Source organism: uncultured Bacteroides sp. (assembly GCF_947632445.1).
In the GTDB taxonomy this organism is placed as follows: Bacteria; Bacteroidota; Bacteroidia; order Bacteroidales; family Bacteroidaceae; genus Bacteroides.
Genome location: NZ_CANRPM010000036.1, coordinates 1 through 12,766, shown reverse-complemented (window position 1 = coordinate 12,766; position 12,766 = coordinate 1). Strand labels below are relative to the sequence as shown.

General features: G+C 50.5%; 9 protein-coding genes. 3 read left to right on the top strand and 6 right to left on the bottom strand.

Features of this window, described 5'->3' with window-relative positions:
- Positions 1-465 precede the first annotated feature (465 nt).
- The 3 genes from Q0Z70_RS08490 to Q0Z70_RS08480 all read right to left on the bottom strand — a co-directional run bounded on the left by Q0Z70_RS08490 (position 466) and on the right by Q0Z70_RS08480 (position 3,386).
- Entirely contained in the window at positions 466-777 is a 312-nt protein-coding gene (locus Q0Z70_RS08490) for a DUF3853 family protein (protein ID WP_298073680.1), read from the bottom strand.
- 133 nt (positions 778-910) lie between these two features.
- Complete coding sequence (locus Q0Z70_RS08485; RefSeq protein ID WP_298073663.1) at positions 911-1,897, bottom strand: IS1595 family transposase; 987 nt, start codon at positions 1,895-1,897, stop codon at positions 911-913.
- Between the two features lie 172 nt (positions 1,898-2,069).
- The gene (locus tag Q0Z70_RS08480; protein ID WP_298073662.1) at positions 2,070-3,386 is read right to left on the bottom strand and encodes a site-specific integrase; all 1,317 of its coding nucleotides are present in this window, start codon (positions 3,384-3,386) and stop codon (positions 2,070-2,072) included.
- A 287-nt stretch (positions 3,387-3,673) separates the two neighbouring features.
- On the opposite strand from Q0Z70_RS08480, the gene Q0Z70_RS08475 reads away from it, so the two are divergent.
- Together Q0Z70_RS08475 and Q0Z70_RS08470 are read left to right on the top strand one after the other, a co-directional pair.
- The gene (locus Q0Z70_RS08475) at positions 3,674-4,171 is read left to right on the top strand and encodes a GNAT family N-acetyltransferase (RefSeq protein WP_298073661.1); all 498 of its coding nucleotides are present in this window, start codon (positions 3,674-3,676) and stop codon (positions 4,169-4,171) included.
- A gap of 932 nt (positions 4,172-5,103) precedes the next feature.
- Positions 5,104-5,676 carry an HdeD family acid-resistance protein gene (locus Q0Z70_RS08470; protein ID WP_298073660.1) on the top strand — a complete coding sequence of 191 codons (573 nt, stop codon included), beginning with the start codon at positions 5,104-5,106 and terminating at the stop codon, positions 5,674-5,676.
- A gap of 102 nt (positions 5,677-5,778) precedes the next feature.
- Here Q0Z70_RS08470 and ald read toward each other — a convergent pair whose 3' ends face one another.
- The 3 genes from ald to Q0Z70_RS08455 all read right to left on the bottom strand — a co-directional run bounded on the left by ald (position 5,779) and on the right by Q0Z70_RS08455 (position 9,184).
- Positions 5,779-6,885, bottom strand: coding sequence for an alanine dehydrogenase (ald, locus tag Q0Z70_RS08465; protein WP_298073659.1), 1,107 nt, complete (start codon positions 6,883-6,885; stop codon positions 5,779-5,781).
- Between the two features lie 194 nt (positions 6,886-7,079).
- A complete protein-coding gene (locus Q0Z70_RS08460) occupies positions 7,080-8,429 on the bottom strand; it encodes a dihydroorotase (protein WP_298073658.1) in 1,350 nt (449 codons plus the stop codon).
- A 5-nt stretch (positions 8,430-8,434) separates the two neighbouring features.
- Complete coding sequence (locus Q0Z70_RS08455) at positions 8,435-9,184, bottom strand: polyprenol monophosphomannose synthase (protein WP_298073657.1); 750 nt, start codon at positions 9,182-9,184, stop codon at positions 8,435-8,437.
- Between the two features lie 134 nt (positions 9,185-9,318).
- Between Q0Z70_RS08455 and mfd the strand changes: the two genes are divergently transcribed.
- Positions 9,319-12,708 (top strand): transcription-repair coupling factor, encoded by a 3,390-nt coding sequence (mfd, locus tag Q0Z70_RS08450; protein ID WP_298073656.1) that lies wholly within the window; start codon positions 9,319-9,321, stop codon positions 12,706-12,708.
- Positions 12,709-12,766 lie beyond the last annotated feature (58 nt).

Genomic DNA, 12,766 nt, shown 5'->3' with positions numbered 1-12,766 from the left:
GACGGGTTGCGCCAGCTCTGATTGAGGTGGCGGTACTCGTCCTAGAAGTATGTGTGCCCGAACTTCCGGGCAACCGCCTCGCAGTAGGCTCTGTCGCGGCGGTTGTGCGCCTCGGCAGTGCCTACGTTGCAGGGCTTGAACTTTATTCCTGTCTTCATAAGTCCGTAAGGGAATTTTATCATTCATAATCGCGGGTTCTCAGACGAAGGGTCTGAGCGGAAGGTGTCGGGAGAGGGTCACTCCCGACGATGGGTCCTTAGGGGTGAACGCCCTAAGCGGAGGGTGCAGGGAGAGGGTCACTTCCTGCACGGGGGTGTCGGGGGTGAAACGCCTCGACCGGGTCAAGGGCAGAGCCATTTCGAGTTCTTAGGGCAGCGCCTTAAGCCCCTCGGGAGAGCCCACAACTACGGGAGCGAAGCGGAGTAGTTATAGTAGGCGATAACAAGGGCAAGCCCTGTTTGTCCATCATTTTCTGCCTCCGGTTTTGTGTCCTGCAAGTTCAAGGGCAAGCTCGGCATCCACTATTATCTTGCGTCCGATCTGCTTTATCGCCTTGTCGATCCTTCCGCTTTTCTTGATGTGGTTGGCTGTCGGTATGCTGCATCCGAACAATTGTGCGATACCGGAAAGTCCATATACGTATTTTGGAGAGGAGGCATCCACCACAATCTCAGGCTGCCGGGGAGAGCTGTCACTCGTTGCTGACTTCGAGAGGAACATGAATTTCTCGCCTGTCATCTGCCACAGGGGCTTGTTCAAAAGGGTTTCGATTTTTATATTTAGGAATAATTTTTAGTTGTTAATCCCGGCACCGGGGATTGATTTTGATTGCTGTCGACACTGCAAAATTACTCCTGATAATGAGTGGCAAGGAGGTGGTGACTTAAATAAAATGTATGGCTCTAGTTAATTATACCGTTGTAAACTTGACATTATAATGATTCATGGAAAGCCCAAGCAGTTCGTCGGCCTGGTCATTGCAGAATTTCAGAACGGTTTCTTTCACCATGAACCAGTTGAGATAGTCCTGCATATACTTCGTGGCGATGCCCCAGAATGTTGCGTTAAGCCATTTCTTAAGCCTGTTGTGCAGGGAATTGACGTGCTGGATATGGAAAAATCCCCTCTTGACGTGCCTGCCAAGGTCTGCCCTGATTACAACATGTTCGATATGGTTATCCATTGCATATCCCTTGTAGCTGACATGGCCGTCCGAACAAAGCACGTTTCCTTGAGGCAGAGGAGTGTGCAGGCTTTCCGCGATTTCCGCCTTAGTCAGTCGTCCATAGCCACAAAATGTCATGTTGAGGTCGTTCTTCCTGTCAGCTGTCACTATGACGGTAGCCTTGTCTTTGGACACGCCTTTGCCTTTTGTCCATCCGCCACGCTTGCGGGGCTTGCACTTCAGGTGCCGGCAGCCTTTGTCGGACTTGTCAAAGAACGTTTCGTCGCTTTCGGTTATTCCGGAGAACGAACCGCCTTCATCCTGCTTCAGGGAACGCAATATCTTGTGCCGCCAGTCGAAGGCCGTCTTCTTGTTGATGTGCAATGCGGCGGAAATCTTGTCAAGAGACTTCTGCTCGGACATCAGGTGCATGTATGCCTTCACAAGCCCTTTCTTGTGGAGCTTCTGCTGCCATGTGCCGGTATATTCGGTGAAAGTCCTGCCGCAATCCTTGCACTTGAAGCGTTGCGTTCCGTGATCCTTTCCGAAGCGGCAGTAACGCTTGCCTCCGCAATGAGGGCAGCAAACCTGCTTTTCTAGCAGGGCTGACAGGCGTGAGCTTGCTGGGACTGTCGCCTCGCATTGATTGCCTGAACTCAATGCTTGTACCAAAGATTGCCGTTCCGTCTCAGGCAATGACTGTGCGGCTGACAATATTTCACTATATGTCATGATGAACTCCTTTTTAAGGATGTACATGCAATTTATGTGCCACTTTACAACGTATTGTTAAACTAGAGCCAAATGTATTTGTAAATCTTTGATTATTAGTGATAATAAAAATACCACCTAAAATTTTTTGAGTGGTATCAGTGGTTGTCAGGAAATATTTTTTTGATAAGCCTCAAAGACTATCGAATTTTGTCATGGCCGCGGCTTTGATGCTGTCTGCAATATCAATATATGGCTTCATCGCTTTGTAGTCTGAATGACCTGTCCATTTCATTACGACATGTGGCGGAATGCCTAATGCCAGGGCTGTGCAGATAAAAGTTTTTCTACCCGTATGTGTGCTCAACAATTCATATTTAGGATATATGGTGTCGATACGATCATTACCTATATATTGGGTGATTCTGATAGGAGTGTTAATCTCTGCGAGTTCTCCAAGTTCTTTTACATATTCGTTCATCTTCTGATTGCTGATTACCGGAAGAACCTTATCACCCTTAAAATTTACATCACTGTATTTCTCAATGATGGCTCTTGAATGACGGTTCAATTCTATTACAAGACTATCGTTTGTCTTGACTGTGGTTATCTCGATATGATTCTCTTTGACATCGCTTCTTCTGAGATTTGCTACATCTGAGTATCGCAGACCGGTATAGCAACAGAATAATAGTACATCACGAACTCTTTCAAGATACTGCTTTGTCGCCGGAATTGTCAGATTGGTTATGGCCGCTACTTCCTCCTGAGTAAGAAATATAATCTTCTTCTGTGTATTCTTCAAACGAGGACGGAATGATTGATAATCGTGCACCTTATGATAGTTCTTCTCATAACTCCACCGAAGAAACCATTTAAGAAAAGAGATCTGATTATCTACAGTGCTATTAAGCATTTTCAGCTTAGTGCTTAAAAAGACCAGATAGCGGTTTAAGCCATGTTCTGTGAATGTTTCAAATTCGATAGGACATCTAAAATGCTTATCACAACCGAAATCCTGCAAGTGTTTCTTCATGGCATTGAATTTCTGATAGCATGCCTTAGTCCACGACTTAAGACGTCCGTTCTCTTCAATAAAAAGATCGAGTACCTCCCAAAAAGAAAGGGTAGCGGTAGCATCTGAAGAGTCTGCTTCACCTTCAGAAACCTCAATTTTTGTCCTTTCATTGAAAAGAGCCTTTATATCGTCCGGAGTTGGCATCATAGCCTGAATCTCGTACTCTTTGAATATTGTCTGCACAAGTGATTCATAGCGGTTCAGATCAGCGTTAATCTCCGCTGCTGACTGCTTAAGTTTATTGCTACAGCCATTCTTCACTCTTTGTTTGGCTGAATCCCACTTGCTGACATCTATTCTATAGCCAGTGGTGAACTCGATTCTTTTACCACCGAATACCACTCTCATTCGGATTGGCACATTATCTACTATTGCCACTCCTGCCTTTTTTCGGCTCTCCAATTGGAATGTTATGTTACGCTTTATATTCATATCTGGGCGTTATTGATTTCTACACCCAAAATTACACCCAATTTTCGGATTATGCAAGAAATATTGTGAAAACTTATTGACAGACATAATTTTATTCTACTATCAAACAGCATATTATGACAACTAATGATGCTCTACGAATATATGGGTGATAGAACCTGCCTTCCCGCTGAAAGGATGTAAGTCTGATTACAAGCGTTGCATCCTTTTCTCTTCATAAAATCATACGCCATGAAATCGCCGTTCTGACGGCTATCATGGACAAACAAAACATTGATTGTTTATTTATGATACAGATCCGAAAGACTCAAATAGAAAATATAGACCTCCTGATGGACATCTTTGAACAGGGTAAACGCATCATGCGGAAAAACGGTAACCTAAAACAATGGGCCGGAAACTATCCCGACCGAGATTTGATCAAGAAAGATATTGAAGCCGGTCACAGTTGTGTCTGTCTGGACGAAAAGGGAAATATCATCGGCACCTTTACCTTCATCCCTGGCAAAGATCCTACCTATGCCCGCATCTACGAAGGACAATGGTTGGACGACGAACGTCCCTATGCTACCATCCACAGACTGGCCAGTACGGAAGACAGTCACGGTGTAGCCGCCGCCTGTATAGAGTGGTGCTACACCCGGATACAGAACCTGCGGGCAGACACTCATCGCGACAACCTCATCCTGCAACACATCCTGCAAAAACACGGTTTCCGCTACTGCGGCATCATCTACCTGATGAACGGCGAAGAGCGATTGGCATACCAGAAAATGAACGGTTAAAAGTTAATAAATAAGTAACGTGAGCCCGTCGAATTTTAATCGTTTTGGAAAAGACCGGGAGGACTCAAAATAAACCTGTTAACGCCAGTAGCAGATTATCAATAAATTTCGTTGACAGAATAGCAGTCGATTGTATATCAACGCATTTTGTTGACAGGTTTATTTTATTCGTGCCACTGCCCTGTGTTTCTTCCGCTTTTTCTCACGGGCAGGTACTTCCGTCCTGACGCCGTGCTTGCTGACCCTCTGACGAAGTGCTTCGTCACCTCCTCACACAGCACTGCATGAAACCCTCACGAAGCACGTCGTCAGGGTTCGCCCAAGTACTCCATGATGAACCGGGACCCCGCGTCAGTTCGGCGTAGGGCGGACGGCAGCAGTGAATCCAAAAAGTGAGACGACGAACGGCCTGCTCGGAATTGGTATCGGGAAAAATGAGGGCAGGCCAAGGGACGACGGATGTAAGTAACGGTTTTTATAATAGGAAACAAAAATTGAAAAATAATAATTACCATCGCAAAAAAAGAGGATTTTTAGTCCTGTCAACAATATCGGCTCATTCTCAGCAAGTTACGGCGACGGTGACAGGAGCCGTACAAACTTTATGAAATACAATAAAAAATAGGCTGCCTTTAAAGGCAAGGTATTTTTTTATTTTTCACGGAAATGTTTACCAAAGACTTAGTCCTGTCAACAATATCCATTGATAATCAGGCGATTTTGTTGACAGGACTATTTTGAGCCCTCCCGGCCTTTTCCAAAATGATTAAAATGCGCTGAGTTCCGCCCGTTTCCACCCGTTAAGTAAATGTGAGGGCGGAACAATGGAATTTCAGTGGAATTTCTTTTTGGCTTGTTGGGAAAAGGTGTATATTTGCAAGGAAGCGAACCAATCGTCTGCTTCAAATGTTGTATGCTATATTTATAAAAATATGAAAAGAATGAATTATTCATTGATGCGCATCATCTGCGCTTTGATTATCGGACTGTTATTGATCCTGTTTCCGGCACAGGCCGGTGAGTATTTGGTGATTACCATCGGTGTAGTTTTTCTGGTACCTTCACTTATTAGCCTGATTGGCTATCTGGTACAGAAATCCGAGAACCGCCTTCGCTTTCCCATCGAAGCTGTCGGCAGTCTGCTTTTCGGTTTATGGTTGGTCGTTATGCCTGACTTTTTTGCAGATTTACTGACTTTTGTATTGGGCTTTATTCTGATGATGGGAGGTGTGCAGCAGATGGCATCGCTTATGGCGGCTCGCCGTTGGATGAGAGTTCCCGGCGGGTTCTATGTCGTTCCGTTACTTATTTTGATTGCGGGTGTGGTTACGCTATTCAACCCCACAGGCGTTCGCTCCACAGCTTTCATTATTATCGGTGTGACGTGTTTGGTCTATGCTTTGTCCGAACTGGTGAACTGGATTAAATTCTCCAGTCGTCGTCCGATGCCTAAGGATATGGAAACGATGAAAGACAGTGCAGAAGATGCAGAAATATTGAATTGAAATGCAGACGTAATAGGCAGGTACGGATTTTACGGATAAGTTGATAGCGGTTTTCGCTTTCGTCCGTAAAGTCCGTACCTTTGTCTTTTTGGATTTCTATCTTTATAGTACAAGTTGCTCGTATGGCAGCCCCCAGACGTCTGCTACAGCTTTGTAGACGACTTTCCCATCAACTACATTGACACCTGATGCCAAGGCGGAATTGTCCTTGCAGGCGCATTTCCAGCCCTTGTCGGCTATGGCTACGGTGTAGGGCAGGGTCGCATTGGTCAGAGCCATCGTTGAAGTGAAAGGTACGGCGCCGGGGATGTTGGCTACGGCATAATGTACAATTCCGTCTACGACATACGTGGGGTCGCTGTGTGTAGTGGGGTGCGACGTTTCAAAGCAGCCGCCCTGGTCGATAGCCACGTCGACGAGTACCGTGCCGGGTTTCATGAGTGAGAGCATGTCGCGGGTAATAAGGTGAGGTGTCTTGTCGCCCGGAATGAGTACGGAACCGATGACTAAGTCGATGGTAGGCAGTTCCATGCAGATGTTATGGGCCGAGGAGTAGAGAGTCTTCACATTTTTGGGCAGCACTTCGCTCAAGTAGCGCAGGCGGGCAAGGTTAATGTCCGTTATCATCACTTCGGCACCCATGCCGGCTGCTATCTGTGCGGCATTGTATCCTACGATACCTCCGCCCAATATCAGCACGCGGGCAGGACGCACGCCCGGTACTCCGCCCAGCAGTTTGCCTTTACCTCCTTGGGGCTTTTCGAGGAAGCGTGCACCTTCCTGTACAGACATGCGGCCGGCGACTTCGCTCATGGGGATAAGCAGCGGCAACGAATGGTCGGGCAGTTCTACCGTTTCATAGGCAATGCAGATACCTCCACTGGCTACCATGGCTTCAGTCAGGGCACGGTCGGCAGCAAAGTGGAAATAGGTGAATACCACCTGGCCGCGACGAATAAGCTTGTATTCGGGAGCAATGGGCTCTTTTACTTTGACAATCATGTCGGCGGCGGCATAGACGTCTTCGATGGTGGGTAGCATCTGTGCGCCTGCGTTTATGTAGTCCTCATCGGTAAAACCGCTATTGCTGCCTGCCGTTTGCTGTACATACACATTGTGTCCCCGCTTGACGAGCTCGGCCACTCCGGCCGGCGTCATGCCGACACGATTTTCGTTGTTTTTGATTTCTTTCGGTACACCAATAATCATAATGTTATGTATTAGGGATTAAATATGCTGCAAGATAGTGCTTTTGTTGACATCTTGTTATTGAAAAGAATGTGTTTTACAACATTCTTTTTCGTAGATGATTGGTGCATCGGGTTCTTATGAGTCCGTATTGTGCCCTTTTCAGGCTCTATCCAGATGCGCAGGTTATATTCCACAAGATGAAGAATGGACACTCAGCGGTCGAAGCGCAAAGCCTCGCCCCGATAGCTTTCGTCGACTTCGCAGCCATTGAAGACGGTATGGCCGTTGACGAAGGTGCGCTCTATGCGCCAGTCGAAGGTATGCCCCTCCAGCGGACTCCAGCCGCACTTGCTTTGGATAAGGTTCTTCTCCAGCGTCCAGGGTGTGTCGGGACGTACCAATACGAGGTCGGCCTTCCAGCCTTTGCGGATGAAGCCGCGTTCGCAGATGCCATAGAGCTGGGCAGGGGCGTGGCACATCTTTTCGACCACCTTCTCTATTGTGAAGATGCCTTCGTTGACTAACTGCAACATGCTTACGAGCGAGAACTGCACCATCGGCATGCCCGACATGGCTTTCAGTGCGCCGCCCTTCTTCTCGGTAATGAGATGAGGGGCATGATCGGTGGCAATGACGTCTATTAAATCGTCGTTGACGGCACGACGCAGGGCGTCGCGGTCGGCCTTTGTTTTCACTGCCGGATTGCACTTGATGCGAGTGTTTAGTGTACGGTAGTCGGCTTGACTGAACAACAGATGGGGCACGCAGGCTTCGCCCGTAATCTTCTTACCGCTGACGGGACCCGTCTCGAGCAGGTTCAGTTCGCGGGCAGTGGAAAGGTGCAGCACATGAAGGCGGGCCCCCGTTTCTCGCGCCAGCTTCACGGCCAGGCTTGACGAGGCGTAGCAGGCAGCCGAGGAGCGAATGTTGGGATGCTTGCCTACGGGTACATCATCCTCGTCGGCATATAGTGCCTTGTATTTCTCCGTATTCCGTCGGATGATGGAAGGGTCTTCACAATGGACGGCAATGAGCAGGTCGGTGCTGCCAAAGATGAGACGCAAGCTCTCCATGCGGTCTACCAGCATGTTGCCCGTGCTCGAACCCATGAAGAGCTTGATGCCGCATACGCGCGAACGGTCTAAGCGGGCAAAGTCGCCGTAGTTGTTGTTTGTAGCACCAAAGTAGGCGGAATGGTTTACGATGCAGCGTTCGTCCAGCAGATTGAGTTTGGCTTCGAGGGCTTCGAGGGTGGTGGTTTGTGGCAGGGTGTTGGGCATATCCATGATGCTGGTCACGCCTCCTGCGGCGGCGGCCCGGCTTTCGCTCCCGATGTCGGCCTTGTGCGTCAAGCCAGGGTCGCGGAAGTGCACGTGGTCGTCGATAACGCCCGGCAGCAGGTAGCAACCGGTGGCATCAATGGTTTCGTCGCAGGGAGCGGAGAGGGGTTCGTCGTGGGTCAATACCTCGGCGATGCGTCCCTGATTGGTGATGACCACAGAGCCTTGTAGGGTTTGTCCCTCGTTGACAATGAAGGCATTGTGGATAAGGGTGCGTTTCATGTCTGTTAGCCGTTAATTTTAGGATACTTCTTGAACCAGCTGTTCCACTTCAGTCGGATGACACCGAACACGGCCTCGCCAAAGATGCTGGAGTTCATTTTCGAAGTGCCCAGTTCGCGGTTAATGAAGATGACAGGTACTTCCTTCACCTGTGCGCCGCACTTGTAGGCTGTGAACTTCATCTCGATCTGGAAGGCATAGCCTTTGAAGCGGATGGAATCGAGGTCGATGATTTGCAACACGCGACGGCGGTAGCATACGAAACCTGCCGTAGTGTCGTGGATGGGCAGGCCGGTGATGATGCGCACATATTTCGAGGCGAAGTAGGACATCAATACGCGACCCATGGGCCAGTTTACCACATTTACACCGCTCACGTAGCGCGAGCCGATGGAGAGGTCGGCTCCCTCCTCGGCACAAGCCTTGTAGAGGCGGAGCAGATCCTTGGGGTTGTGGCTGAAGTCTGCGTCCATCTCGAAGATGTATTGGTAGTCATGCTCCAGTGCCCAGCGGAAGCCTGCGATGTAGGCTGTTCCCAGTCCCAGCTTGCTGCGCCGCTCCACCATGAACAGGCAATCGGCGAACTCTTCGCGTTGCAGGCGCTTGACAATCTCGGCCGTACCGTCTGGCGAGCCATCCTCGATGACCAAAATATGGAAATCATGTTCCAGGGCAAAGACGGCCCGTATAATGTTCTCGATATTTTCCCGCTCGTTGTAGGTCGGGATGATGACGATGCTATCTGATGTATGCATACTTCTGTAGATTGTAAATGTGCCACAAATGTAGTATTTCCCATTGTTTTTTCAGTAGAAAAACGGTGCTTTTCTTTGTGGCGGATATATTCTTATTCATTTTCTTCGTAATTTTGCCCGGTAATTCACGCATCATGAGTTTTACGATTACTGAACTGCAACAACAATACGCCTCCCACCCGCAGGTCGAGGCGGTCTTGCGCCTGTTGGCCGATGACCGGTTGAAACACCTCTTCTTGGGCGGGCTTCATGGTTCGTCGGCTTCTCTGCTGGCTTCGGTGTTGGTAGAACGGGTAGGGCACCCGTTCGTTTTTGTACTGGGCGACGTCGAGGAGGCCGGTTACTTCTACCACGACTTAATGCAAGTGTTGGGAGACGGACAGGTACTCTTCTTCCCTTCGTCCTTCCGTCACGCCATCAAGTACGGGCAGAAGGATGCCGCCAACGAAATCCTCCGTACTGAGGTGCTCAGCCGCCTGCAAAAGGACAGCCGCAGTTTGTGCATTGTTACCTTCCCCGACGCGTTGGCCGAGAAAGTGGTGTCACAAGGCGAACTTCAGGAGAAGACCCTTATTCTCCACGTGGGCGAGCAGGTGGATATGACGTTTGTCACCGAGATGCTCCACAGTTATGGCTTCGAGCACACCGACTACGTCTACGAACCCGGCCAATATGCTGTCCGAGGCAGCATCATTGATGTCTTTTCCTTCTCAAGCGAATACCCCTTCCGCATCGACTTTTTCGGTGACGAGGTGGAAAGTCTGCGCACCTTCGAAGTGGAAACGCAGTTGTCTAAGGAAAAGCGCGAGAGCGTGGTCATCGTGCCCGATCTCAGCAGCGACCTTTCCGCAGGTGGCACAGGTGGTATGGTGTCCTTCCTTGACTTCCTGCCCGCCGACGCCATTCTGTCCATGCGCGACTTCCTGTGGCTGCGCGAACGCATCCAGCAGGTGCACGACGAAGTCCTCATGCCTCAGGCCATCGCTGCTCGCGAGGCGGAGGAAAACGGCGATATCCGTTTGGACGGCAAGCTCATCGACGGCGGTGAGTTCACTGTCCGTGCCCTGGACTTCCGTCGCCTGGAGTTTGGCACCAACCCCACCGGTACGCCCGACGCTTCGCTTCAGTTTGACACGTCGGCGCAACCTATCTTTCATAAGAGCTTCGACCTCGTGGCCGATAGCTTTGCCCACTATCTGGCTGACGGCTATTCCATTTATATTTGTAGCGATAGCACCAAGCAGACCGACCGCATCCGTGCTATCTTCGAGGAGCGAGGGGGCGAGAAAATCACCTTTACGGCGGTCGAGAAGACTCTGCACGAGGGTTTTGCCGATAACCAGTTGCGCCTGTGTGTCTTTACCGATCACCAGCTGTTCGACCGTTTTCACAAGTACAATCTCAAGAGCGACAAGGCCCGTAGCGGTAAGGTGGCTCTCTCGCTGAAGGAACTCAACCAGTTCCAGCCGGGCGATTATGTAGTGCACACCGATCATGGTGTGGGACGCTTTGCCGGCCTCGTGCGCATTCCCAACGGCAATACCACGCAGGAAGTTATCAAACTTGTCTATCAGAATGACGACGTGGTGTTCGTCTCTATCCATTCCCTTCACAAGGTGTCCAAGTATAAGGGCAAGGAGGGCGAAGCGCCTCGTCTCAACAAGTTGGGTACCGGTGCGTGGGAGAAGTTGAAGGACCGTACCAAGAAGAAAATTAAGGATATTGCCCGCGACCTCATCCGCCTTTATTCTCAACGCCGCGAGGAGAAGGGCTACCAGTTTAGCCCCGACAGTTTCCTGCAACGTGAGCTCGAGGCTTCCTTTCTCTACGAAGACACGCCTGATCAGAGCAAAGCTACGGCCGACGTGAAGGCCGATATGGAGAGCGTTCGCCCGATGGACCGCCTGGTGTGCGGCGACGTGGGCTTCGGCAAGACAGAAGTGGCTGTGCGAGCCGCCTTCAAGGCAGCGTGCGACAACAAGCAGGTGGCAGTCCTGGTACCTACCACCGTATTGGCTTATCAGCACTTCCAGACGTTCAAGGAGCGGTTGAAAGACCTGCCCTGCCGTGTAGAGTATCTGAGCCGTGCACGCACTGCTGCTCAGGCAAAGGCCGTTATCAAGGGGTTGGCTGCGGGCGAGGTGAACATTCTCATCGGCACCCACCGTATCTTGGGCAAGGATGTCAAGTTCAAGGACTTGGGCCTGCTCATCATCGACGAAGAGCAGAAGTTCGGGGTCAGCGTCAAAGAAAAGCTCCGTCAGCTCAAGGTGAATGTCGACACGCTCACCATGACTGCCACACCTATTCCCCGTACCTTGCAGTTTTCGCTGATGGGTGCCCGCGACCTTAGTGTCATCCAGACGCCGCCACCCAATCGTTACCCGGTACAGACCGAGGTGCATACTTTTAATGAGGAAGTCATCATCGACGCCATCAACTTCGAGATGAGCCGCAACGGGCAGGTGTTCTTCGTGAACAACCGTATCTCCAACCTGCCCGAACTGAAGGCTATGATCGAGCGCAACATATCCGATTGCCGCGTCTGTATCGGTCACGGCCAGATGGATCCTGCCGAGTTGGAGAAGATTATCTTCGACTTCGTGAACTACGACTATGACGTACTCATTGCCACCACCATCATTGAGAACGGTATCGATATTCCCAATGCCAACACCATCATCATCAACCAAGCGCAGAACTTCGGCCTGAGCGACCTGCATCAGATGCGCGGACGTGTAGGCCGCAGCAACAAGAAAGCCTTCTGCTTCCTGCTGGCACCCCCTTTGTCCAGCTTAACGCCTGAAGCTAAGCGACGTCTGCAAGCTATCGAGAACTTCTCCGACTTGGGCAGTGGCATCCACCTCGCCATGCAGGACCTCGATATTCGCGGAGCGGGCAACATGCTGGGAGCCGAGCAGAGCGGCTTTATTGCCGACTTGGGTTACGAAACCTATCAGAAGATTCTGACTGAAGCCGTGCACGAGCTGAAGAACGATGAGTTTGCCGACTTAGTGGCCGAAGAGCAGCGGACGGCCGACGGCAACGGACAGTTTGTGGACGAATGTCAGGTGGAGAGCGACCTCGAACTTCTTCTGCCCGCCACCTACGTCACGGGCAGTAGCGAACGCATGTTCCTCTACCGCGAGCTCGATTCGCTGGTGCTTGACAAGGACGTCAATGTTTTCCGCACCCGCCTCGAAGACCGCTTCGGCCCTGTGCCGCCCGAGACGGAAGAGCTTCTGCGCATCGTGCCCCTGCGTCGTCTGGCTGCTTGCTTGGGAGCCGAGAAGGTCTTTCTCAAAGGCAGCCGCCTGATCCTCTTCTTCGTGTCCAACCCCGAAAGCCCCTACTATCAGAGCCAGGCCTTCGGCAAGGTCATCGCCTACATGATGAGATATACCCGCCGTTGCGATCTGCGCGAACAGAACGGCAAGCGCAGCATGCTGGTCAAGGACGTACCTACGGTCGAAGAAGCTGTTGCCATTCTGCAGGAAATGGTGGCAATGGCGGTCGAGGAGTAAGTGAAATAAGCGTTACGCATGTTTGGGCCTGATTATTTTAAATACTGGATAGCAGGGC